The organism is Bartonella sp. TT119HLJHH (genome assembly GCF_042193385.1).
Taxonomy (GTDB): domain Bacteria; phylum Pseudomonadota; class Alphaproteobacteria; order Rhizobiales; family Rhizobiaceae; genus Bartonella.
The window spans coordinates 96551-123550 of record NZ_JBHILS010000003.1 but is presented as its reverse complement, the minus strand read 5'-3'; the positions used below and the strand labels follow the sequence as shown (position 1 = coordinate 123550).

Here is a 27000-nt window from a genome sequence, read left to right as displayed (position 1 = left end):
TAGATAGAAACTAAAATGCTGAATTTCAGTTAATTTAACGGATAAATACTCATGAAGCCTTGCGATAACATCACTATTACACCAGAGCTCATTGCACAACACGGCCTAAAAGAGGATGAATATCAACGTATCTTGACGTTAATTGGTAGAGAACCAACATTTACTGAACTAGGAATTTTTTCTGCAATGTGGAATGAACATTGTTCCTATAAATCCTCTAAAAAATGGCTAAGAACTCTTCCAACAGAAGGAAAATGTGTCATTCAAGGGCCTGGTGAAAATGCTGGTGTTGTTGATATTGGTGAAGGAGAATGTGTTGTTTTTAAAATGGAAAGCCATAACCATCCTTCTTATATTGAACCTTATCAAGGTGCAGCGACAGGCGTTGGTGGTATTTTGCGTGATGTCTTCACAATGGGAGCCCGTCCTGTCGCCGCTATGAATGCATTGCGATTTGGCGCTCCTGATCATCCGCGAACACGCCATCTTGTTTCTGGTGTTGTTTCTGGAATAGGTGGTTACAGCAATTCTTTTGGTGTTCCAACGGTTGGTGGAGAAGTCAATTTTGATGAACGTTATAATGGCAATATTCTCGTTAACGCTTTTGTCGCCGGTATTGCAAAGACAGACGCCCTTTTTTATTCTAAAGCACAAGGCATCGGACTCCCTGTTGTTTATCTTGGTGCGAAAACAGGACGTGATGGTGTCGGTGGAGCAACAATGGCTTCTGCTGAATTTGATGATTCAATCAGTGAAAAACGTCCAACCGTTCAAGTCGGTGATCCTTTTACAGAAAAATGTCTTCTTGAAGCATGTTTAGAGCTCATGGAACTTGGAGCCGTGGTTGCTATTCAAGATATGGGGGCAGCAGGTCTCACCTCTTCTGCTGTTGAAATGGGTGCAAAAGGAAATTTAGGGATACAGCTTAATCTCGATACAGTTCCTGTTCGAGAAGAAAACATGACAGCCTATGAAATGATGCTTTCTGAAAGCCAAGAGCGTATGCTCATGGTTCTTAAACCAGAGTTAGAAAAGCAAGCAGCAGCAATTTTTCATAAGTGGGGGCTCCATTTTTCCATTATTGGAAAAACAACCGATGATCTACGTTTCCGCGTATTTCATCAAGGGGAAGAAGTTGTCAATCTTCCCATCAAAGAACTTGGTGATGAAGCACCTGTTTATGACCGTCCTTGGAGTGAGCCGGCAAAAAAAACACCCTTAAAAGCAGAAGACGTCAAAAAAGTTGAAAATCTTGGTGATGCACTTGTGACCTTATTGAATTCTGCTGATCAAAGTTCACGGCGATGGATTTATGAACAATATGATACCCTTATCCAAGGAAATAGCCTTATTCGCCCAGGAGGTGATGCAGGCGTTATTCGTGTAGGCAACAATAGCAAACGTGCTCTTGCTTTTTCTTCTGATGTAACACCTCGCTATTGTGAAGCAGACCCTTATGAGGGAGGGAAACAAGCTGTCGCAGAATGCTGGCGAAACATTAGTACGACAGGTGCAACACCGTTAGCTGCTACAGATAATCTCAATTTTGGGAACCCTGAAAAACCTGAAATTATGGGACAGCTGGTTTTTGCTATTAAAGGGATCGGGGAAGCTTGTAGAATCCTCGATTTCCCTATCGTTTCAGGCAATGTTTCTCTTTACAACGAAACAAATGGGGAAGCCATTCTTCCAACCCCCACAATTGCTGGTGTAGGACTTCTTAATGATTGGTCTAAAATGGTCACAATAAGTGGTATGCAAAATGGAGATATTCTTGTTTTAGTAGGAAATTGCGGCTCCCATTTAGGACAATCAATCTATGCACGTAACATTTTAAATATTGATGCAGGCGCCCCCCCCCCTGTAGATTTACAACTTGAAAAAAAGCATGGTCAATTTGTTCGAGATGTCATACATCGTGGTTTTATTCACGCCGCCCATGACCTTTCTGACGGAGGATTAGCGATAGCACTTGCTGAAATGGTCATTAAAGCAGGTAAAGGGATCAAAGCAAAATTAAGCAACCAATCACCAGAACATGCAGAACTCTTTGGAGAAGACCAAGGACGTTATCTTTTAGCCGTCAAACCTGAAGCACTCAATAGCCTTAAAGAGCTCGCACAAATAAGTGCAGTTTCTTTAACAGAGCTAGGTCAAGTTGCAGGTGATGCACTTGATATAGATGGAATACTAAAACTTTCTATAGACAAACTCACAAAAGCCTATGAAAATTGGTTTCCACAATTTATGGGTGAAGAGTAAAAATTGTTGTTTTTAAACAGCTCTTACAAAAAGTGAACAACATAGGAGAATAATGATGGCGATGAGTGCCCATGCAATTGAAACGCTTATTCGTGAAGGCATTCCCGATGCGACTGTAACAATTCGTGATCTTGCTGGAGATGGAGAACATTATGCGGCAGAAGTTATTTCTGAAAGTTTTCGCGGTAAAACCCGTGTTCAACAACATAAAATGGTCTATGATGCCCTTAAAGGCAATATGGGAACTGATCTTCACGCCTTAATGTTGCAAACAAATATCCCCAAATAATCTAAAATTTTTTCTTGCATTCATTCACTCAATACGATTTAAAAACAGTACGAGTATAAATTACACACTTATAAAAATCCAAAATATCGAGGGATAAAAATGACCACTGTTCATGATTTTATTGATAACGAGATTAAAACAAACGACGTCATTTTATTCATGAAAGGAACACCTGACGCTCCGCAATGCGGGTTTTCAGGACAAGTTGTTCAAATCCTTGACTATTTAGGATTGAATTATAAAGGGATTAATATCTTAACTTCTGACGAATTGCGTCAAGGGATCAAAGATTACTCAAATTGGCCAACAATTCCACAGCTTTATGTCAAAGGTGAATTTGTTGGAGGCTGTGATATTGTTAAAGAAATGTTTCAAAACAATGAGTTACAGGAACTTTTGAAAGAAAAAAATATTCCTTATAATCAATCATAGGTATCTTTCATTTTATTCAGACTCTAAAAAAGAGCTGTTTTCAGACGAAATTTTTATTTCAAGGATGCCATATGTCATATTCACTCAATGAACAAACACATAGTGATGCGATTAGAAACAAAATTGGCTATAAAGAATTTGTTGTTCTTATTGCTTCTCTCATGGCTATTAACGCTATAGCTGTTGATATTATGCTGCCAGCTATGCCCAATATTTTGGACGGCTTAAATGTTCTTAATGAAAATGATCAACATTATATTATTTCGAGTTATCTTATTAGCTATGGTATTGCTCAAATATTTTTCGGTCCTATAAGCGATCGGTATGGACGACGTAAACTTATTCTTCTCGGGCTTGCTTTTTATTCATTTACGGCGATTGGCTGTGCCTTTGTAACTGATTTTTCTCTCTTACTTATTTTGCGTATCTTGCAAGGTATTGGAGGAGCTGCTATGCGCGTGCTCACAGTTTCCGTTGTACGTGATCTCTACAGTGGTCGAAAAATGGCAGAAGTTATGTCTATTGTTATGATGGTTTTTCTTGTTGCACCAATGGTTGGTCCCGCAACAGGACAGATCATTTTACTGCTCGGACATTGGCAATATATTTTTATTTTCATGGCAATGATTGGTTTCGGGCTGATGATTTGGATTCAATTCCGCTTGCCTGAAACACTTCATGAACAACGCCCTCTTTCCTTTTCTTCAGTTAAACACAACTTATGGGTTGTTGTGACAAATCGTACAACACTTTGCTATACACTTGCAACTTCTATCATTTTAGGGTGCATTTTTATCGCTGTTAATACATCACAACAAACCTATGAAGGAATTTATAACTTAGGCTTTTGGTTTCCTATCGCATTTGCCATCGGTGCTGCATTTCAGGCTTTCTCATCATTCATGAATTCTCGACTTGTCGGACGTCTTGGGATGAGACGTATTGCTCATACTATGCTTTTGCTCTTTTGTGCCACTTCATGCATTTGGTTTATTGGCTCCATCTTAGCAGGTGGTGTTATCCCTTTTCCTTTTTATATGACGTTATATTGTATATTAATGTTTACCTGTGGTGGCATTATGGCCAATTTCAATACACTCGCTCTCGAATCTGTAGGCGAAATTGCTGGAACAGCATCTTCTGTATCCGGCTTTCTTCAAACATCTATCGGTGCAGGACTTAGCTTTTTTATTGCCCAACAATTTGATGAAACAACCATCCCAAACTCAGCAGGATTTTTCTTTCTGAGTCTCACTGCCATACTTCTCGTCTTATGGGCTGAACGTGGTCATCTTTTTAGGCAATATCATAGTAATCCTAACGAATAAATATTACTACGAAAGATTAATAACATCTCTCTTGAACAATAAGAAGATAAACCTATCAGACAAAATAAAACATCTCCCAATAGAACACTCTTATGTTAAACATTCATATTGTTTGTTTAAAAGTACAGCTCTTGAAATATCAAATCATTTCATGACAGCACCCATAAATGGTATAATGTGAAAATGTATAAAAGCCATTGAATAGCAGCATCTTTACTTAATAAAGAACACAAACCGGCATTATGATACTATTTCTCGGTTTTCAAAAACATAATCACTGACCAAAGAACAAATAGACCTATTATTGTAAAACTCTTGTATTTGAAACGGTTTACAAGAAATAGTTTTTATGCACACAATCTCCCCTCATCTTATGACATGCAAGCAAACATTTTTGATTGATTTAACCTGAACAGAAGAAAAATAAGAGAAAAACTCACACTTTAGATCTTTCTTTTTAATATAAAAAAATCATAAATGATCCTTATAAATCAATATATTGCATATCATAAAATCATACGGAACTTTCCTGTGTATAAAATACATTTAATTGATAAATTTTCCTGATTTTGGAAATCCTCTTGGAACCAAACGCCCGACGCCCGCACGCATTCCCATCCATTCAATGAGATCATCAGCTTGACGATTAAAGATTCGATCAGCAGTATCTTGCCAACTTAAGCCTTCTGATAAATTAAAAGTCTTGGCATCAACAATACCACCCTCTCTGTAACGCTGTAAACGAACCCCCTTACCGCGATTCATTTCTGGTATTTGTTCAATAGAAAAAATAAGCATTTTGCGGTTCTCACCAACTACAGCAACATGATCACCATTTACTTGAACACAAAGCTTTACCTTATCAGGAGCTTTCACATTCATCACTTGCTTTCCTTTTCGTGTATTGGCGATCACTTCTGCAGAAGAAACAATAAAGCCATTTCCGTGAGATGAAACCAAGAGCAATTTTTCCTCAGCGTGATGCACAAAAGCTGCGAGAATATCGTGCTCATCATCCATATCGACTAAGAGACGAATAGGTTCACCATGTCCCCGCCCTCCAGGTAAATTATTTGCACCAATAGCAAAAAACTTTCCACCCGTACTGATCAGCACAATCTTGTCGGTCGTAAATGCTGGAAATGCTAACTTTAAACTGTCTCCTTCTTTAAAAGAAAGTGCTTTATAATCGTTCAAGTGTCCCTTCAAAGCACGCATCCACCCCTTTTCAGAAATAACAATAGTAATCGGTTCTTTTTCGATCATTGCTTGTTGAATATCATCAAGATCATGTCTTGGTGCCTCTTCAAATGTCGTACGTCTTTTCCCTAAGAGGGTTTCAGGACCAAAAGTGTTTCGAACCTTTTTGATTTCTTCTGAAATTATTTTCCACTGTTTTATAGGAGAAGCTAACAAATTCTGTAGCTTTTCTTTTTCAGCTTTCAAACTTTCAAATTCTTTACGAATTTCAAATTCCTCAAGCTTACGTAAAGAGCGCAAGCGCATATTAAGAATAGCTTCAGCTTGATTTTCTGTTAATTCAAAACGACTGATCAGCTGCTTTTTAGGTTCATCCTCTTCACGAATAATCTGAATGACCTCATCGAGATTTAAATAGGCAATAAGATATCCATGAAGAATTTCCAATCGGCTATCAATTTGATCAAGCCGATAATGAGAGCGACGAATAAGCACTTCTTTCCGATGTTCAAGCCATTGCTGTAAACTCTCGCGCAAAGAAAGAACATTAGGTATCCTTCCAGAAGATAAAACATTAAGATTGAGGGGAAATCTCACTTCAAAGTCAGTCAATTTAAAAAGGGATTCCATAAGAAGTTCCGGATCAACCGACCGATTTTTAGGAACAAGCACAATGCGGATATCTTCTGCTGACTCATCTTGAATATCTTCAAGCATTGGCAACCGACGTGCAAGCAACAATTCCGCAGTTTTTTCAATAAGGCGTGACTTTTGAACTTGGTAGGGAATTTCAGTCACAACAATCACGTAAGAACCACGGCTGCCCGTTTCTTGATACCAACGCGAACGCAATCGAAAAAAACCCCGACCTATACGGTAAGATTCTTCAATACTCTTTTTAGATTCAACCAAAATACCACCGGTTGGGAAGTCTGGTCCCAGCACAAATTGATTTAAATCCTCATCATTTACATCGGGATGCGCAATCAAATGGAGTGCTGCATCACAGAGCTCCGCAACATTATGGGGTGGAATAGATGTTGCCATACCAACAGCAATACCAGAAGAACCATTTGCTAAAAGATTAGGGAAAGCTCCTGGTAAAACAACAGGCTCTTCATCTTCCTCATTATAAGTCAAACGAAAATCAATAGCATTTTCATTAATTCCTTCAAGCAACAATGCAGCCACTTCAGTCATGCGTGCTTCTGTATAACGCATAGCAGCAGCATTATCACCATCAATATTACCAAAATTGCCTTGCCCATCAACCAACGGATAACGAACAGCAAAACTTTGAGCCAAGCGCACCAAAGCATCATAAATAGATGCATCTCCATGAGGATGAAATTTTCCCATGACATCACCAACAATCCGCGCACATTTCGCATAAGACTGTCCAGGATTTAGTTTGAGAAGACGCATCGCATGAACAATCCGCCGGTGGACCGGTTTCAATCCATCACGTACATCAGGCAATGCACGGTGCATAATCGTAGAAAGCGCATAAGCCAAATAACGTTCCTGTAAAGCAGAACGTAATTCTATTGGCTCAATATGTTCTTTATCAAAAGGTAAATTCATTTTATCAGACATAGTATTAAAACAACAATTCCCACAATAATAAGAAATTATTTTATAGGATTTATTTAATGAAATCTTCTATGAGTCGGCTTTTTTATTAAAAGTCAATTACATAAAAACAAACGCTGCAATTAGAACATGAACAGAAAATTATATCAATTTGAAAAATTTATACATGTCCTTCCCCCTTGTCCTAAGTAATTTATTGAAAGTTTTTTCAAATCCGACGATAAAACTGCCCACAAAGAGTTATTTCATCCTTTCTGGAATGACAAAAACACCTTTCAAACATCATCTTTTATTATAAAGATAAATTGTATAATAATCCCCTTCAGTTTTTCTATGAAAAACTAAAAAAATGTTCAAAGCTATGAAATTTAAACTTTTCAGAGTAAGCCCATAGAATGAAAAATCACATTATTCTCATAAAAACGAAGAGACACAATTCTCTGCTACAACGTTGTAAAAACTTCAATAAAAAATAAATAATATATTGACACATAAAGATAATTCATTTTTTTCAACTAAAATGAGACTCCCGAATATTATAGAGTTCTTTCATTTCTAATTTATTCATGATCAAGCAATCATAATTATTTCCTCACCTATCACAAGGGGAAGAGCCACTATAGAAACAAGGAATAAAAATGCCTCGTAAAAAATCAACACAATAGCGTTTTTACCTATCTAAATTTACAAACAGTACATATACACACACACCGATGGCTTTTGAGAGGCACAAAAACTTCACTCTACGTAGAAAAGATGAAAACAATCCATTATCAACTTTATGAGCTATTTTTGTGAGTAGGAGCCATGCGGATTCCTAAATCACGTAATTGTGTAGAAGAAACCTCAGACGGAGCACTCATCAAAAGATCAAGTGCTTGTTGATTCATAGGAAATAAAGCAACTTCACGCAAATTTTTAACACCTTGCAACAGCATAATGATGCGGTCAATTCCCGCAGCCATACCACCATGTGGTGGAGCCCCATAATGGAATGCACGATAAAGACCACCAAAACGATCTTTCACAACTTCCTTAGAAAGTCCTACAAGTTCAAAAACTTTAAGCATCATTTCTGGTAAGTGATTACGAATTCCACCTGATGCAATTTCATAACCATTGCAAACAAGATCATATTGAAAAGCTTTAATAGTAAGAGGATCTTGACAGGCAAGGGCATTTTCTCCCCCTTGAGGCATGGAAAAAGGATTATGTGCAAAATCAATCTTTTTTTCATCTTCATTCCATTCAAAAAATGGAAAATCAACAATCCACGCCAAAGAGAAACTATCTCTATCAAGAAGATCTAATTCTTCCCCTACCCTTATGCGTGCTGCTCCGGCAAAAGATGAAAACTTTTTTGGATCGCCAGCTACAAAAAAACAGGCATCCCCACTTTCAAGCCCAAGCTGTATACGGATTGCTTCAGTCCTCTGTTCACCAATATTTTTGGCGATAGGCCCTGCTCCTTCAAATTTTCCTTCTTCTTCACGCCAAAAAATATAGCCGAGCCCTGGTTGCCCCTCGCCTTGCGCCCATACATTCATACGATCACAAAAAGCACGACTTCCACCCGTTTTAGCTGGAATAGCCCACACTTGTGCATTCTCATCATTCGCTAAAATTTGAGCAAAGACTTTGAAACCAGAATTATAAAAATGCTGAGAAACATCTTCCATAATGATCGGATTACGTAGATCAGGCTGATCAGAACCATATTTCTGTATTGCTTCATCATAAGAAATGCGAGGAAAGCTTTGTGTCACAGTCTTTCCATCTGCAAATTCTTCAAAAATAGAACGCATAATAGGTTCCATAGTTGCTAAAACATCTTCTTGCTCAACAAAACTCATTTCAACATCTAATTGATAAAATTCACCGGGAAGACGATCGGCCCTCGGATCTTCATCTCTAAAACATGGAGCAATCTGAAAATAACGATCAAAACCTGACATCATCAACAATTGTTTATATTGCTGTGGCGCTTGCGGTAGCGCATAAAATTTTCCCTGATGAACACGACTCGGAACCAAAAAATCACGTGCGCCTTCCGGCGATGAAGCTGTCAAAAGTGGCGTCGTAAATTCCGTAAAACCATTATTTTGCATAGCCCGTCTCATAGCCGCAATAATTTCAGTCCGACGCATGATATTTTTGTGCATAGTCTCCCGACGCAAATCAAGAAAACGATATTTTAATCGAATATCTTCTGGATAATCAGGCTCACCAAAAACCGGTAAAGGAAGCTCATCAGATTTTGAAAGAATTTCTACCTCTTGTGCAAAAATTTCAATCTCACCTGTTGGAAGCGTTGCATTAATAACCTCATCAGAACGAGCACACACCTCCCCATCCACACGAATAACCCATTCAGAACGCACTTTTTCAATAACTTTAAAAGCTGGTGAAGCAGGATCAGCAACAATTTGTGTGATTCCAAAATGATCACGTAAATCCACAAAAAGAATCCCTCCATGATCACGAACACGATGAACCCACCCCGAAAGACGAACTTGTGTTCCTACATCACATCTACGAAGAGCCGCACAATGATGACTGCGATAACGGTGCATGTTTTTTACCTTTGATTATAATATTCACATGCGCTACAAACGCTTTTTAATAACCATTTGTCAAGATATGAGAATAAAAACTCAAAAATAAAGTCAATAAAGCACAAATTTAATTTATCGAATTATAATAAAATGATGAATCTTATTACACAAACAACAGATCTTGAAATTGCACTTAACGCTCTACGTACCTCTGATTTTGTAACAGTCGATACTGAGTTTATCCGCGAAACAACTTTTTGGCCTCAACTGTGTTTAATCCAGCTCGCATCACCAGATGTCACAGTTTTGATTGATCCCATAGCACCAGATATTAATTTACAACCTTTTTTTGACCTTATGGTCGATAAAAAAGTTGTAAAAGTTTTTCATGCTGCGCGCCAAGATATTGAAACAATTTATCACCTTGGAGGTGTTATTCCTTCCCCTCTCTTTGATACACAAATAGCAGGATCCATTTGTGGATTTGGTGATTCTATCTCCTATGATCAAATTGTACAACGCTGTACAGGGCATCATCTTGATAAATCCTCCCGCTTTACAGACTGGAGTTACCGCCCTTTGTCTGAAAAACAACTGCTCTATGCACTTTCCGATGTAACTTACTTAAGAGATGTTTACTTGTTATTGAAAAAAAGGTTAGAGAAAAATCAACGAACTCACTGGATGGATGATGAAATAACAATCCTTTTAAATCCTAAAACCTATGATATGCCAGAAGATGAAGCATGGAAAAAAGTGAAAGGAAAAATTAAAAAACCACGTGAACTCGCTGTATTACAAAAGATAGCAGCTTGGCGTGAACGTGAAGCACGAAGATACAATATGCCACGTCGTCATATCATGAAAGATGAATGCCTTATAGAAATAGCCACCCAACAACCAAAAGATGAATCTGCATTAAAACGATTGCGCGGTCTTAATAAGAAGAATTGGGATAAACTCTCAATTGCGCAATCATTAATCGAAGCTGTCCACGAAGGCTTAGAGGTAGATCTTTCTACTTTGCCCCCCATTCCTAAATATAATCCACTCAATGATACGACAACCGCTGTTATCGACCTGCTCAAAGTGTTATTAAAACTTGTTGCAAACGAAAACAGCATTGCTCCTAAAATTATTGCAACATCCAATGATTTAGAAAAAATCGCCAATGGAGGAATAAAGAAAAATATCCCCGCTATGAATGGCTGGCGCTATGAAATATTTGGTCAAAAAGCCGAACAACTACTAAAGGGACAAATAGGTTTTTACTTTAATGATGGGAAAATAAGCACAAAACAGTTTTAATCAAAAGAGAAAAATTTTGCAATCGCACCTTATTAAATTAAACCAATTTTATTTGAAAAATGTAGAAGAGACTCTGAATAAATTTAAAAACATTCTCATTTTAAAAAATCCATTATGCTAGTCATTAGCTACATCAATTAATATATAGAACAACGAAAATATGTTAAATAGAGCCTACTACTGACAAATTTAAAAACTTAATAGTAAATTCTTATTAAAAATGACAGTTAAATCTTTATCAGATCAACCAAATAGCGATCTTATTTTAAGGAAAATCTAGAAAAATAGATAGTTTCTCATTTAAAAGTTTTAAAAAGAAAAAATTCTTATAATAAAAACATGTCTCATTAAAAAAATAGCAGCCTAGCGTAATAAGAAAGCGCGGAGATATAATATCTCACATTACCATACCTATAAAAAACTTATAGAAATTGCAATTTAACAATCAAAAATGAGCCGCATAGCAACTAAAATACTTAATAATAGCACTTTTTATAAGATATGAAACGCGAATAAATGAGGATAAAAAATCAAAAAATTTCAAAAGCGAGAGGTTGTTTTATTATTTTTGATAACTTCTTTAATCGTCCAAGAGGACGTTCTCCTAATAACCCAGCGTAATTCTTTGGAATCTGCAGGATAATATGATTTGTTTTTTTATGCCACAATAAATGAGGTAAAATCCCTGCAACAGAAGCACTAAAAAGATGAGCAAGACGCATAGTTTCACCAAGAATACGTGCTTTTTCAATTATATTTTGAGTTGCTAACTGAAAAATGGGAAGAGATTCTTTATCAACCAGTAAACTCGTATTGCGAAAAAAAACAGCAAGCGCCGCATAAAGGCGCCCTTCATGAGAAATTCCTGGATAAGATCCTAATGCTATCTGATTTGCCGCTTCATTGCCTCGATAATCTGGATGTATACGCCACCCAATATCAGCAAGAAGGCAAGCGGCTTGACGATAACGGTATTCATTTTCAGTTTCTGAAATTCCAAAAACTTCAAAGGCATTCGTCGTAAAATCAATGAGTTCTTCTGCTTGTTTTGGTGAACGTGCCCGTAAAATAGCCATTTCTGTGCACGCCGCAATGAGAGGATCTGAAAGTCGAATCGCCTGCGGCAATCGTGAATAAAGAAAACCTTCACGAACGCCAGCACCAGAAAAGATTATCTTTTCAAACTCCATACACTGAATGAGTTCAATAAGAACTATTGCTCCATAAGATAAAAGTTTCCGGCGATTCTGAGAAACCGCTGCAATTCCTCTCATATTATCAATATTACCACTTGCTACAAGACGTAAAAAACTTTCCATTTCAACGGCATCAACTTCATAGCCATGCATAACAGGGAGTCGATAGTGTTTCATTGCCATATGGAGCTTTGCCAAATTACGCCATGTCCCCCCTACAGCATAAAAATAACGTGCTATACCTTTACGCGTACGAGCAACAGAAGATTTATAAAATTGCTCATGTACAATTTTTGTCGCTACAGTAGTATCATTATTTGACATATACTGTAACCGTAATCCCCCTAATGGAAGCGTTATCCCTTCACCCACATCAGAATGATCAATATCAATCAGCTCGAGACTTCCGCCACCAAGATCTCCAGAAATACCCTTTGGTTGATAAAAAGTAGAAACAACTCCATAGGCTGAATACATAGCTTCTTCACTTCCTGAAAGAAGATATATTTTATTTTGCAAAATATCCTCAGCATGCTGAATAAACGCTACACCATTTGTTGCATCTCGTGCTGCTGCCGTTGCTAAAGTATAAACCTCATCTGCCCCAATCTGTCGACAAAGCGTACGAAACCGTTTCAGTGTTTGTAACGCCATTTTCATCGACTTTTCTTCTAAAAATCCCGTTTTTGCCACACCCTGACCGAGACCACAAAGAACCTTTTCATTAAACAAAACCGTTGGTGAGCGAACAAGCCCCTCATAAATAACCAGCCGAACAGAATTTGAACCAATGTCAATAACAGCAACAGGTTTACGCCCTTTTAGCCGACCTTGAGCATCTCCATATGTCATTGGATTTTAGTCTTTATGTGTTTCGGCTTGTTGCCGATGCAACGCAACCAAGCGCGAGACAGAAGATTCAAAAGACTCATTTTTCCCCGCAATACTCGTATTCGCCATAAAATACTCCTGCGCATTAAACAGACTTTCACCTCTCTGTGGTGTGACACGTCTTGATGTTCCGTCCTTAAGTATATCAAAGCTTTGTTGATTATCAATGATATTAGCCAACATAATTTGTAAAAGAATCTGCCGACGCACCATTTTATTAAAAACTGGAACCAATATTTCAATACGGTAATCTAGATTACGAGGCATCATATCGGCAGAGCCTAAGTAAACAAGTGCATTTTCATTGGGTAAATCTTGACCATTCCCAAAACAAAAGATGCGACTATGTTCAAGAAAACGCCCTACAATTGATTTTACACGAATATTATCTGAAATTCCTGGAATACCAGGACGTAAACAACATATTCCCCGCACAACCAAATCAATTTGCACCCCTGCTTGACTGGCACGATATAAAGCATCGATAATTTCAGGATCAACCAATGCATTAACTTTCATCCAAATAGCAGCAGATCTTCCCTGGTGTGCATGAGCAATTTCTCTTTCAATATGCTCTAAGATACGACCACGCAATGTTAAGGGTGAAAAAGCAATCTTCATGGTTTCATTTGGACGCTCATATTGCGCAATATAATTGAACAATAACGCAACATCATGAGCGATAACATCATCTGTAGAAAAAAAAGAAAGATCAGTATAAGTTCTAGCGTTAACGGGATGGTAATTTCCTGTTCCAAGATGAACATAAGAGCGAAGACGTTTTCCCTCACGTCTCACAACCAATGACATCTTAGCATGCGTTTTTAATGCAATAAAACCAAAAATAACTTGAACCCCAGCACCTTCAAGATCCCGTGCCCAACGAATATTTGCTTCCTCATCAAAACGCGCTTTAAGTTCTACCAAAGCAGTCACAGATTTTCCCTGTTCAGCGGCTTCAATCAAAGCGCCAACAATTGGGCTATCATTTGATGTACGATAAAGAGTTTGTTTAATTTCCACAACATCAGGATCACAAGCAGCTTGACGTAAAAATTGGACAACAACATCAAATGTCTCATAGGGGTGATGAATCACGATATCATTTTCACGAATAGCCGCAAAACAATCCCCATTATGTTCACGAATACATTCTGGAACACGAGGAATATAAGGAATAAATTTGAGATCATCACGGGGAATAGAAACAATTTCTGATACCGTATTAAGCGCTAAAAATCCATCAAGGACATTAATACAATTATCAGGAACAGCGAGACTCTTCGCTATAAATTGGCGTAAACTCTCTGGCATTTTTGCGTCAAACTCAACACGAATAACCTGCCCACGGCGCCGCCTTTTGAGAGCAGTTTCAAAAAAATGGACAAGATCCTCAGCTTCTTCTTCTACTTCAATATCACTATCTCGGATTACTCTAAATGTACCAATTCCATTAACCTCATAGTTAGGAAATACCTGTTTAATAAAAAAAGAAATAATATCTTCAGAGGCAATAAAACGAAAATGATTGCCCTTCTGAGGCAGAAGAACAAAACGTCTCAAAAGCATTGAAATAGGTAACAACACTGTGTGTGAGTTCTGATCAGTTCCTCCAGACAATTGAATCGCAAGAGAAAGCCCTAAATTAGGAATAAATGGAAAAGGATGAGTAGAATCAACAGGCAAAGGTTTTAAAACAGGAAAAATTGTCTCAAGAAAATATTTTTCAAGCCATGATTTTTCAATTTCTGAAAGATCATCAGAACAAATAATTTCAATATCATTCTTTTTTAATTCATCACGTAAAACATTCAATTCTCGTAGTTGATGAGCCTGCAGCTTTGAAATCTCAGCTAATACAATATCAAGCTGTTCCTGTGGAGTGTGCCCATCTGCACTGCATACTGTAACATAAGAACGAATTTGAGCCGCCAGTCCAGCAACACGAACCATAAAAAACTCATCAAGATTTGCAGCTGAAATAGAAAGAAATTGTAGACGTTCTAATAAAGGATGTTTCGAATTAGCCGCTTCCATCAAAACACGATTATTAAATTGTAGCCATGAAAACTCTCGATTAATAAACCGTACCGGATTTTTCATTGTTATATTCGATATAGAAATTTTATTTACCACCCTCTGTGCCATATATCCTAAATAATTTTCTTTTATACTTTCTAAAATCTTTGATAAAATATCTCACATAATATTTTATAATATGTTATCATCATAATAATGCGTCAATGCCTAACTTTTTTATTATATTTCCATTTAATATTTAAAAATACTTGAAACGAAGCGCAAAGCACTAAAAGTAAGACAGCTATTTTAATATAGCATAAAAGAGGAGAAATTTGTCTTAAAAAGCAGCTTGCATTATGATACGCTTTATTACAAACTCACGCCTATAAAATAGAAGAGCTCAATCATAGCTGATGAGAAAATTTATTCTGGAGTTTGTACGCCATGGCTGATCACAATATTCCCCATTTCCAAAATGATCTTGGATATAAAACAATCGAAATTGGTGTGAAAGAATTTATGTGTGTAGGCGCTACACAACCATTCGATCATCCTCATATCTTTATCGACATGGGAGCAGCTGATGAGAAAATTTGCCCTTATTGCTCAACCCTTTATCGTTATGTTCCCTCGCTATCGTACAATCAAACAAACCCAACAGGATGTTTATATCATCCAGACAAGCTATTATAATGTGTTCTAGGGTTTTCTTAAATAGCCACTTTTTACACTCTACTTGTTTAATATGAAATCATTTGTGGACCAAACACCCATCATCGTTGGAGGAGGAATTGCTGGTTTAAGCACTGCTTTAGCACTCTCTCATAAAGGAATTGCAAGCACCATTATCGAAAAGTGTAAACAACTTGAAACGATAGGCGCTGGTATTCAATTGACACCAAATGCAACATCTATTCTTGCTCGCTGGGAACTTCTTAACAAACTCTCTGAAGTCGCGACAATCCCAGATTTTCTTGAGTTAAAAGATGGATTATCTTTAAAAATACATCTACGGGCTCATCTTATTAATCTAACAGAAAAATATTGGAAAGCCCCCTATATGACGATTCACCGCGCGGCTTTACAAAAAATTTTATATAATGCAGTGATTGAAAATCCTTTGATCAAATACAAAGCAGGCGAAACAATTGTATCTTCTACCCAATCGGCAACCAACATTAAAATCACGACAATAAAAACAGATACGGCAACAGAACAGCTTTATTCAACGCCCCTCCTGATCGGATGTGATGGCGTTTGGTCAACATTACGGCAACAATCTCCTTTTCATGAGAGAGCAAATTTTAGTGGCTTTATTGCTTGGCGTGCAACAACAACATTTGATAATCTTCCTCAAAACTTTCGTTCTTCATTGCAAAATATGAAGACAATTACGGCTTGGATGGGACCCAAAAATCATCTTGTTGTCTACCCCATTCAATCGTCAGAAAAAATTTTTAATTTTGTCGCCATTACGCATGGAGAAAATTCAAAAGAAGGATGGGCCCATAAAGGAGATAAAGAAAAACTCAAATCTCTTTTTAAAGATTGGAATTCAAAAATCTTACAAATCTTCGATCATATTGATGAATGGAGCTATTGGCCACTCTTTCAAATGAAACAAAATCGTTTTATCGGTTTAGAGAGACAAGTATTTGTTGGCGATTGCGCACATGCTGCCTTACCTTTTGCAGCACAAGGTGCCGCTATGGCAATCGAAGATGCCGCCACATTAGCAAAAGCACTTTCATTGAAAGATTTTTCATTAACGAAAGCACTTTCGCTTTACGAAACAACACGCACCCCGCGTATTGCAGCAGTAAAAAAACGCGGAGATTTCAATAGATTAGCCTATCACGCAACCGGTCCCATAGCAATTGCACGCAATCTCATGATGAAAATTCGTACACCAGAGAGCATTATGTCAGATCTCAATTGGCTTTACATGTATGATGCGATGAATTCTATAAAAAATAATGATAAAAACTTATAAAATTCTTCCGGCACTTTGAATATTACGAAAGAACGAGATTTTTTTAATTTTATGACACTAAAAAATATCATAATTTACTCTAATAAAAGCAATACTTTTCGAAACCTACAATCTAATTTTAAAAGCTTAATTTTTAGCTCTCCTAAAAGCAAAAACACCACTCAAAATCAGCTCCCATCTTTAATCTTTCTTTAACTCAATTCTACATCAACAACACCCTGAATTAATTTCATAGCATTTGCGACATGTGAATTTACCTTATATCGCTTAGGAAGCGCAATTTCGACTTCTCGCAATCCATCCTCTTGAATTAAAATAAGCCCAACCTCTCCATTCCCCCCAAGATTTAAATTTTGTTCAATTTGTGGAAGCATATCAACTGTTTTTATAAAGAGACGCATCATTTTATGCTGTTGTAATGATTCATTTTCCAAAGACTGAATTGTTTCAATTCGCAAACTAACTCCTTCAGAACGATTTTCTGCGCTCACCGTAATAATAAAAGATTTTCCGGGTTCTAGCATCTCTTCATAATCCGAGAGTGCCTCAGAAAAGAGAACTGCTTCATATTGTCCACTTGTATCAGAAAAATGAATAATTCCCATTTTTTTACCAGATTTTGTTTTGCGCACGTTTTTTGCCACAACAGTTCCAGCAAGCCGTGCAGCCGTTGCTCCCCCTTTAACGGCATTGGCAAAATTACCCCAAGTCTGAATGCGTTTTTTGTTCAGAATAGCTTGATACTCCTCCAAAGGATGCGCAGAAAAGTAAAAACCTATAGCTTGAAATTCTCGATAAAGTTTTTCCGCCATCAACCAAGGAGTCGTTTGCGATAAAATCAAGGGCTCTTTTAATCCGCCTGCCATTCCAAATATATCAACCTGCCCGCTAGAATTGTCATCGAGAATACGAAGTGCACGCGCATGAAGGATTCCAAGATTGGCTAATAAAACCTCACGTGCAATGTTAAAACAATCAAAAGCACCAGCACAAACTAAACTTTCCATCGCACGCTTATTAACAATACGAGGATCAACACGCGCACAAAAATCTTCCAAATCCTTAAAAATCTTATTCCCACGACAAGAAACAATATGATCTACAACAGTTTCTCCCACACCTTTAATGGCAGCAAGAGAATAATAAATACAGTTATCACCAACCTCAAAAATACGATGAGATGTTTGTATAGAAGGAGCAATAACTTCAATACCCAGCCTTAACGCTTCGCACCGAAAATCATTGAGCTTATCGGTATTCGTCATATCATATGTCATTGAAGCAGCTAAAAACTCAACGGGATAGTTTGCTTTCATATAAGCTGTTTGGTAAGAAACAATTGCATAAGCAGCAGCGTGCGATTTATTAAAACCATAATCGGCAAATTTTGCTAAAAGATCAAAGATAATATCAGCTTGATCTTTATCCACGCCACCTGCAACAGCTCCATTGACAAAACGCGTACGCTGTTTTTGCATTTCAGCATGAATTTTTTTCCCCATAGCACGACGTAATAAATCAGCTTCTCCAAGCGAATAGCCAGCAAGCACCTGAGCAATCTGCATCACCTGTTCTTGATAAACAATAACACCTTGTGTTTCTTTGATCAGATGATCTATTTTAGGATGAATAGAAGCAATTTCCTCTTCCCCATGTTTGCGTGCATTATAGGTTGGAATATTTTCCATTGGGCCAGGACGATAAAGCGCGACCAGCGCAATAATATCTTCAATACGGTCTGGCTTCATTCCAATCAACGCCTTGCGCATACCAGAACTTTCCACCTGAAACACGCCAACCGTTTCACCACGTGCCATCATAGCGTAGGTTGCTTCATCATTCAGAGGAATATTTGATAAATCTATTTTAATCCCCTTTCTGGCAACAAAATCGACTGCCATTTTCAAAACAGTAAGCGTTTTTAATCCAAGAAAATCAAATTTTACCAGCCCCGCCTGTTCCACATATTTCATGTTAAATTGTGTAACAGGCATATCAGAACGAGGATCACGATACATCGGGACAAGCTCCCAAAGCGGACGATCTCCGATAACAATCCCAGCAGCATGAGTTGAAGCATGACGATAAAGTCCCTCCAACTGAAGCGCTATATCTAATGCGCGTCCAACAACGGGATCTTTTTTCTTTTCTTCCTCAAATTTAGGTTCATCCTTAATAGCATCAGCTAATTCTACCTGACTTCCTGGCGTGGCAGGAATTAATTTTGTAAGATAATCCACCTGACGATAAGGAACTTCTAAAACACGCCCCACATCACGCAAAACTGCACGCGCCTGTAACTTACCAAAGGTAATAATTTGAGCAACTTGATCACGTCCATATTTTTTTTGAACATATTGAATAACTTCTTCGCGCCGCTCTTGACAAAAGTCGATATCAAAATCTGGCATCGAAACACGATCTGGGTTGAGAAAACGTTCAAAGAGAAGAGAAAAACGCAAAGGATCAACATCGGTGATCGTCAATGCATAAGCAACAAGTGAACCAGCACCAGAACCCCGTCCTGGTCCAACGGGAATATCATGAACCTTTGCCCATTTTATGAAATCTGAAACGATAAGAAAGTATCCAGAAAATTGCATACGCGTAATAACTGAAACTTCATAATCAAGCCGCTGCTCATAATCTGCAATCGTATACCCTTCAGCCAACCCTATTGTTTCAAGCCGCATCTTCAAACCAGCTTTAGCCTGATTTAACAACTCACTATCTTCTACTTCTAAAGTAGTTTCTGAATTAGTGGATTGTTCTATAAAACGAGGCAATATCGGTTTTCGAAGAGGCGAGGCAATATGACAACGCAAAGCAATTTCAACACTATTTTCTAAAGCTTCTGGAAGATCAGAAAACAGTGCAACCATTTCATCTTGTGACTTCAAATAATGATCTGGTGTCACACGTTTGCGATCTGGATTAGAGACGATTTGTCCTTCTGAAACAGCCATCAGCGCATCATGCGCTTCATACCCTTCTCTTTTCAGAAAAAAGGCTTCATTTGTTGCAACAAGAGGAATTTCATGCGCATAAGCCAATTCAATAAGATCAGCTTCTACTCTCCGGTCATAAGAGCCATGCCGTTGTAACTCCACATAAAGACGATCAGCAAAAGATTTTTTCAAATAAATTAAGCGCTCAACAGCATGTTCTTTTTTCTCTTCCGCCAAAGAAAGATTAATAGGTCCTCCCTTTCCTCCCGTTAAAGCAATTATGCCTTCACTGTGTGCCGACAACCAATTCGCTTTAATATGAGGAGGATCAGTATCACATTTATCAAGATAAGCACGGCTAACAAGGCGAACCAAATGAGCATAACCGGTTTCGTTAGCAGCCAACAGAACAATAGAGCAGAAATCAGAAGGATTACGCCATTTAACCAAATGTGAATGATCATTTTCATCACAAAAATCAACAGTAAGCTGACAACCAATAATAGGTTGTACCCCATGAGAAAGACAATACTGTGAAAATTCCAAAGCACCAAATAGATTATTGGTATCGGTAATGGCAACCGCTGGTGCATGATCTGAAATCGCCTGTTGAATAATTTGGGGGATTTTTAAAGCCCCTTCGAGCAAGGAATAAGCGGAATGCACTCTCAAATGAATAAAGCGAGGAAGAGAATTTTTGTTCTCTTGCATTTGCATTTTATTTTTTACCACTCTCACAATTTCCCACTACAAAATAAATGCTAAACAGCACCCCTTATAAAAGAAAAAACTTCTGTTTATCATCAAACTTTAAAGCTATAAATTCATCATGCTACATAGGAGCAATATCCCAATTTTATTAATATTTATAAGAGAGTTCTATCAAGAAAATGCCTCTATTCACAGCAAATAAACACCTAAAATAAAAAGAAAAACAATATACCACATCTAAGCACTTTAATTTTTGATCATTTAATTGTATTTTTCTTTAAATATTAATTTCTCTTCCTAAAGTTCAATGTGTAAATAAAGCAACCTCCTCTTTATGACTTTATCCCCAAAAAGCTCTTCTAAAGGTCTAGAAAAAATAAAAAGAGCAGGTTAAATTTTCTCATGCCTCCAAGTCTACTTACCCCTCTTTTTCATTCTCTTCGAACCCTTTCTGGTATTACACCTAAAATCTATGGCTTACTGACCAAACTCTTAAATGTTAATCCCACACAACGCGAAGCAACCCTTATTGACCTTCTTCAATTAATGCCCCATTCCGTTATAGACCGCAGAATGCGTCCCAACATTGCTTGTGCAAAAGAAGGAGATACTGTTACGCTTGAAATTATTATTGATCAACATCAACCACCCCCACGTGGTCATAACCGAATTCCCTATCGTGTTATTGCCCATGATCAAACAGGAAAAATAAATTTAGTCTTTTTTCACGCTCAACCTCTTTGGCTAAAAAAACAACTCCCCGAAGGAAAAAAAGTCATTATATCAGGAAAAGTTGAATGGTTTAATGGACAGCTTTCAATGGCGCATCCAGACTATATTGCCCCAAGCGAACAATCAAATCAGATACCTCTCATCGAACCTGTCTATCCCTCTACTGCAGGACTAACTGTAAAAATACTAAGACGCGCCATACAAAACGCTCTTGATTTTGTTCCTCTCCTCCCAGAATGGATAGATGAAAATGTAAAAAAGCAGCAAAATTTTCCTTCTTTTTCTGTTGCTTTACGCCGTATCCATGCGCCCATTAACCCCGATGATCTATCCTTAGAAAGTACAGCACGTAAGCGCCTTGCCTATGATGAATTGCTCGCTTGTCAATTGGCGCTGGGACTCGTGCGTTTGAAAACTAAATCTCTCGTTGGCACTTCTCGACCAGCAACAGGAATTTATACTAACAAATTGCTCAATATCCTCCCCTTTCAACTCACAACCGGACAAAAAAAAGCAGTAGAAGATATCGCAAATGATCTTGCTTCACCAGAACCGATGCTAAGACTACTCCAAGGTGATGTAGGCGCAGGAAAAACTGTCGTTGCATTAATGGCAATGGCACAAATTGCTGAAAATTCAGGACAATCAGCTTTAATGGCACCAACCGAAGTGCTTGCCAGGCAACATTTTGCTACTATTGCCCCTCTTGCCGAAAAAATCGGATTACAAACAACGCTTTTAACAGGACGAGAAAAAGGAAAATTGCGGACAAATATCTTAAATGATATTCTGTCAGGTCAAGTTTCTATTGTCATCGGAACCCATGCTCTCATACAAAACAGCGTTACTTATAATAATCTCGCTTTAACCATTATCGATGAACAACACCGTTTTGGTGTTCATCAACGTATCGCTCTTACAGAAAAAGGCAATAAAGCTGATATGCTGGTTATGACCGCCACGCCCATTCCGCGCACACTTGTCTTAACAGCTTTTGGTGATATGGATGTCTCTAAAATTACCGAAAAACCAATGGGACGACAACCCATTACAACAGCAACGCTTTCTTTGAAACGTCTTGATGAACTTATAGAGAGAATCACAATTGCATTAGAAAAAGGAGAAAAGCTCTATTGGATTTGTCCTTTAGTGGAGGAATCGACAGCTCTTGATCTCACTTCAATTGAAAACCGCTTTGCATTTCTCCATGAGCGCTTTGGAGCACACGTTGGTATGATCCATGGAAAAATGTCTACAGCAGAAAAAGAAGCCGCTATGGCATCTTTTAAATGTGGAAATACACGTATTTTAGTTGCAACCACCGTCATTGAAGTGGGAGTAGATATTCCAGATGCTTCGATCATTATCATCGAACACGCGGAACATTTTGGTCTTTCTCAATTGCACCAATTACGTGGACGTGTAGGACGAGGCGATAAAAAATCTTCCTGCATTTTGCTCTATAAAGATCCACTGACTAAAACAGCAGCAACACGCCTTAATATTATACGCAATACAGAAGATGGTTTTGAAATCGCTGAAGAAGATTGGCGCCTACGAGGCGAAGGAGAACTTTTAGGTACAAAACAATCCGGAGTCCCTGAATTTCATATAGCAAACCTTGCAGTTCATAGCGATCTTTTGTCAATGGCAAGAAAAGATGCTCGTTTATTTTTACAACGCGATCCTTATCTTTCTTCTGAGCAAGGACAAGCTTTACGCTTGCTCCTTTATCTTTTCGGACACAACGATGCTACACGCCTCTTACGAGCAGGATAACAAAGACCCTCTAATAAAAAACTTAAATACCTCTCTGTTCAAATATGATTTTCTCTCTTAGAATTACCCATAAATGATCTATGCAGTCTCTTACCATTTTTATGTTTCATGAACGAATAACAAATCAACAGCACTATCTTCTCTTTCAATCTGAATTATTCTTTGCATTAAAACAGTAGAAGCAATATTGCGTCTTTTTTACCATTATGTTCACATAGCTGATCCATTTTTTGATAGATAAGAAGATATTTTTTATTTTATCGTAAAGGATTGAGAAAGAAAAGACCTGTCTCCGGTATTCGCGATCAACAGAGAAAAATGGAAAATAAGCTATCATTATAAATCAATTTCTTACACTTGATTATTCTCCAAAAGATTCAGAAATATACTTTTATTCAACCGTGACTGATTTTGCTAAATTACGGGGTTGATCAACATCTGTTCCTAATAAAACAGCCGTATGATAAGCGATTAACTGAATGGGTAAAGCATAAATAATAGGAGAAATAAATTCTGGAACATCTGGTAAAGTGATCGTTGATAAAGTCTTAAGACAAGCTACTTCTGCTCCTTTTTTATCGGTTATTAAAATAATACGACCATTGCGCGCTACCACTTCTTGCATATTAGAAAAAGTTTTTTCAAACCACCGATCATAAGGTGCAACAACAATAACGGGTATTGTCTCATCTACCAACGCAATTGGCCCATGCTTCAACTCACCCGCCGCATAACCTTCAGCATGAATATAAGAAAGCTCTTTCAATTTAAGGGCTCCCTCCAAAGCAATTGGATAAGAAGTTCCACGTCCCAGATAAAGAACACTTTTTGCATTCACCAAATCACGACAAATAGATTCAATTTTTCCTTCTAATTTTAAGACCTCATTTAAAATACGGGGAACTTCTGCCAACTGTTGAACCAATTGTTGTTCCATTTGAACTGTAAGATAACCACGTTGTTTAGCAGCACTAAGAGCGAGTGAAGCAAGCGTTGCCAATTGACAGGTAAAAGCTTTTGTTGAAGCAACACCAATTTCTGGTCCCGCAAGTGTTGGGAGAATAAAATCAGCCTCCCTTGCCATTGTTGATTGTTCAACATTCACAATTGTTGCTGTTTTTATACCCCGTTCACGACAATAACGCAAAGAAGCCAATGTATCCGCTGTTTCACCAGATTGAGAAACAAACAGCGATAACGCATCAGACGTTATAGGAGGTTCACGATAACGAAATTCCGAAGCAACATCATTATCAACACTTAAAGCAGCAAATTTCTCAAACCAATAGCGCGCAACTAAGGTTGAATAATACGCCGTTCCACAACTCGCAAAAAGGAGCCGATTAATATTTTTCCAATCAATCAAATTCTCAAGCGGTCGAACCGCATAATTTCCAAGGTCAAGATAATGAGCCAAATTATGAGAAATTACTTCAGGTTGTTCAAACATTTCCTTGTGCATAAAATGACGATGATTACCCTTAGAAATCAATAAAGCCCCTTCAAGTAATGTCGTCACAGGACGTTTTACCGGTTGGTTGTTAGCATCATAAATTGTGACACCTTCCCGTGTGAGAACAGCCCAATCCCCATCTTCCATATAGCTAATATAATCAACAAATGGTGCCAAAGCAATGGCATCTGACCCCACAAAAAATTCATCTTTTCCATAACCAATTGCCAGAGGTGGACCAGAACAAGCCGCAATCATAAGGTTATCTTCACCTTCGAAAATAAGAGCAAGAGCAAAAGCCCCCTGCAACCTTTTCCAACTAGTACACATGGCTTCTTGCGGAGAAAGACCATCTTTTAATGCACGCGTTATTAAATGTGCAATAACTTCCGTATCCGTTTCTGTTTCAAAGATATAACCATCCTCTATGAGTTCCTTTTGCAATTCTACAAAATTTTCAATAATACCATTATGAACAACCGCAAGCTTTTCAGTCACATGGGGATGCGCATTGCGTTCAACAGCAATTCCATGCGTAGCCCAACGGGTATGACCAATCCCTAAACTTCCCTCCAGAGGTGTTTTTTTTAATTTTTCTTCTAAATGAACAAGCTTCCCCTCAGCACGCATACGATAAAGATGTCCATTATGGACCGTTGCCACCCCAGATGAATCATATCCTCTATATTCAAGACGCTTTAACCCCTCAACCAAAGAGGACGTAACGCACCTCTTTCCAAGAATTCCAATAATTCCACACATTAAAAAGCTCCAACTCACATCTTAAGATTTAAATCTTATAAAACAATCCAACAGCCTTTATTTAAAACTATAAATAATAAAAATAATTCAAACATGGAGTACGGCAATCTTTAAGAATAAACCTCCCATCCATCGTTAAATCAGCACTAAACAAAGAAATAGACTGAAAAAGATCATTTTTTCTGTTTGTTTTCTGACAAGTTTTTCTTTAACAAACGCTCTCGAAATTGTGTCGCATAGCCCTCTTTTATAACCTGTCGTGCACGCCCAAAAGCCATACTGTTCATAGGAATATTTTCAGTAATAACACTTCCTGAAGCAACATAAGAGCCATCCCCTATTACCAATGGGGAAACAAGTGCCGTATTAGAGCCAACAAAAGCATGATCACCAATCATGGTTTTATATTTGTTAAATCCATCATAATTGCAAGTAATCGTACCGGCTCCAATATTGGTATGTGCACCAATTTCAGCATCACCAATATAACTCAAATGATTGATTTTAGAAGATTCTCCTACCTTAGCTTGTTTGACTTCACAAAAATTTCCAATCTTTACGGACTTCGCCAACTCTGTTCCAGGACGCAAACGTGCATAGGGACCAATTTGTGCATCCGTCCCAACTACAGCACCTTCTAGATAACTAAATGCGTGAACAACAGCACCAGAGTGTATTTTTACGCCTAATCCAAAATAAACATTTGGTTCTATCACCACACCTGGTTCAATTTCTGTATCATAAGAAAAATAGACTGTTTCTGGTTTTAAAATTGTAACACCTGATAACATTAAATTGTGTGCTTTACGTTTCTGCCATAAAGAATCAGCCTGAGAAAGCTCAAAACAGTTATTAATTCCTACAATATCTTCAAAAGGAACTTCAACAACACGCATATCTAATCCTTTGCGTGTTGCAAGAGAAGCAATCTCTGTTAAGTAATATTCTTTTTTCACATTGTTATTACCAACCTTCTCTAAAAGAGAAAGTGCGTGTTTTCCGCGCATAGCGAGTATTCCACCGTTACAAAAAGAAATCTTTTTTTCTTCATCGCTAGCGTCTTTTTCTTCTACAATTGCAATCAATTGACCATTTTTCTCGAGAAGACGCCCATAACCTGTTGGATTTTGGGTATGAAAACCTGCAAAAACAACATCTGCTCCATCAGCAAGCTGTGCACGCATTTGGTGCAATGAATCTTGCTGAATGAGAGGAGTATCACCAAAAACAATAAGAACATCATCCACTCCCTTTTGCAAAGCTAAACGAGCAGACAAAACAGCATGGGCTGTTCCTAAACGCTCTTTTTGTTCAAAAATCATTACATCTTTTACAAATGACTGAACAACGTGCGTAACCTCCTTAGCACCACATCCCACAACAACTGCTAATTGTGAAGAGCCTGCCAATTCTATTTGTTTTAGAACATGGCATATAAGAGGCAATCCAGCAATTTTATGAAGTACCTTAGGCAGAGACGATTTCATGCGCGTCCCCTCACCTGCGGCAAGAACAATAGAAAGACAACTTCTAACCATAAAAACAC

The 27000-nt window shown here is 37.8% G+C and carries 15 protein-coding genes; 8 read left to right on the top strand and 7 right to left on the bottom strand.

Annotation, left to right across the window (positions count from 1 at the left end):
- Positions 1 to 51 precede the first annotated feature (51 nt).
- The 4 genes from purL to ACFIJL_RS02875 all read left to right on the top strand — a co-directional run bounded on the left by purL (position 52) and on the right by ACFIJL_RS02875 (position 4311).
- A complete protein-coding gene (gene purL / locus ACFIJL_RS02890) occupies positions 52 to 2262 on the top strand; it encodes a phosphoribosylformylglycinamidine synthase subunit PurL (RefSeq protein WP_375622410.1) in 2211 nt (736 codons plus the stop codon).
- Between the two features lie 55 nt (positions 2263 to 2317).
- A complete protein-coding gene (locus ACFIJL_RS02885; protein WP_375622409.1) occupies positions 2318 to 2551 on the top strand; it encodes a BolA/IbaG family iron-sulfur metabolism protein in 234 nt (77 codons plus the stop codon).
- A 99-nt stretch (positions 2552 to 2650) separates the two neighbouring features.
- Positions 2651 to 2983, top strand: coding sequence for a Grx4 family monothiol glutaredoxin (gene grxD, locus ACFIJL_RS02880; protein WP_375622408.1), 333 nt, complete (start codon positions 2651 to 2653; stop codon positions 2981 to 2983).
- A 71-nt stretch (positions 2984 to 3054) separates the two neighbouring features.
- The gene (locus ACFIJL_RS02875; protein ID WP_375622407.1) at positions 3055 to 4311 is read left to right on the top strand and encodes a multidrug effflux MFS transporter; all 1257 of its coding nucleotides are present in this window, start codon (positions 3055 to 3057) and stop codon (positions 4309 to 4311) included.
- Positions 4312 to 4857: 546 nt separating this feature from the next.
- Here the strand turns inward: ACFIJL_RS02875 and parC are convergent.
- Positions 4858 to 7107, bottom strand: coding sequence for a DNA topoisomerase IV subunit A (gene parC / locus ACFIJL_RS02870; RefSeq protein ID WP_375622406.1), 2250 nt, complete (start codon positions 7105 to 7107; stop codon positions 4858 to 4860).
- Between the two features lie 776 nt (positions 7108 to 7883).
- On the bottom strand, positions 7884 to 9677 hold the full coding sequence (gene aspS, locus ACFIJL_RS02865; RefSeq protein ID WP_375622405.1) for an aspartate--tRNA ligase: 1794 nt from the start codon (positions 9675 to 9677) through the stop codon (positions 7884 to 7886).
- A 132-nt stretch (positions 9678 to 9809) separates the two neighbouring features.
- Between aspS and rnd the strand changes: the two genes are divergently transcribed.
- Complete coding sequence (gene rnd / locus ACFIJL_RS02860) at positions 9810 to 10967, top strand: ribonuclease D (RefSeq protein ID WP_375622404.1); 1158 nt, start codon at positions 9810 to 9812, stop codon at positions 10965 to 10967.
- 530 nt (positions 10968 to 11497) lie between these two features.
- On the opposite strand, the gene ppx is transcribed toward rnd, so the two are convergent.
- Both ppx and ACFIJL_RS02850 read right to left on the bottom strand, forming a co-directional pair.
- On the bottom strand, positions 11498 to 13015 hold the full coding sequence (gene ppx, locus ACFIJL_RS02855; RefSeq protein ID WP_375622403.1) for an exopolyphosphatase: 1518 nt from the start codon (positions 13013 to 13015) through the stop codon (positions 11498 to 11500).
- Between the two features lie 6 nt (positions 13016 to 13021).
- Positions 13022 to 15202, bottom strand: coding sequence for an RNA degradosome polyphosphate kinase (locus ACFIJL_RS02850; RefSeq protein WP_375622402.1), 2181 nt, complete (start codon positions 15200 to 15202; stop codon positions 13022 to 13024).
- A gap of 318 nt (positions 15203 to 15520) precedes the next feature.
- Between ACFIJL_RS02850 and ACFIJL_RS02845 the strand changes: the two genes are divergently transcribed.
- A complete protein-coding gene (locus tag ACFIJL_RS02845) occupies positions 15521 to 15769 on the top strand; it encodes a zinc-finger domain-containing protein (RefSeq protein ID WP_375622401.1) in 249 nt (82 codons plus the stop codon).
- 52 nt (positions 15770 to 15821) lie between these two features.
- Positions 15822 to 17069 carry an FAD-binding protein gene (locus ACFIJL_RS02840; protein WP_375622400.1) on the top strand — a complete coding sequence of 416 codons (1248 nt, stop codon included), beginning with the start codon at positions 15822 to 15824 and terminating at the stop codon, positions 17067 to 17069.
- A gap of 191 nt (positions 17070 to 17260) precedes the next feature.
- On the opposite strand, the gene dnaE is transcribed toward ACFIJL_RS02840, so the two are convergent.
- Complete coding sequence (dnaE, locus tag ACFIJL_RS02835; RefSeq protein ID WP_375622471.1) at positions 17261 to 20728, bottom strand: DNA polymerase III subunit alpha; 3468 nt, start codon at positions 20726 to 20728, stop codon at positions 17261 to 17263.
- 402 nt (positions 20729 to 21130) lie between these two features.
- Between dnaE and recG the strand changes: the two genes are divergently transcribed.
- Positions 21131 to 23239, top strand: coding sequence for an ATP-dependent DNA helicase RecG (recG, locus tag ACFIJL_RS02830; RefSeq protein ID WP_375622399.1), 2109 nt, complete (start codon positions 21131 to 21133; stop codon positions 23237 to 23239).
- Between the two features lie 391 nt (positions 23240 to 23630).
- Here recG and glmS read toward each other — a convergent pair whose 3' ends face one another.
- Entirely contained in the window at positions 23631 to 25454 is a 1824-nt protein-coding gene (gene glmS / locus ACFIJL_RS02825) for a glutamine--fructose-6-phosphate transaminase (isomerizing) (RefSeq protein ID WP_375622398.1), read from the bottom strand.
- Between the two features lie 173 nt (positions 25455 to 25627).
- On the bottom strand, positions 25628 to 26992 hold the full coding sequence (gene glmU / locus ACFIJL_RS02820) for a bifunctional UDP-N-acetylglucosamine diphosphorylase/glucosamine-1-phosphate N-acetyltransferase GlmU (protein ID WP_375622397.1): 1365 nt from the start codon (positions 26990 to 26992) through the stop codon (positions 25628 to 25630).
- Between the last annotated feature and the right edge of the window lie 8 nt (positions 26993 to 27000).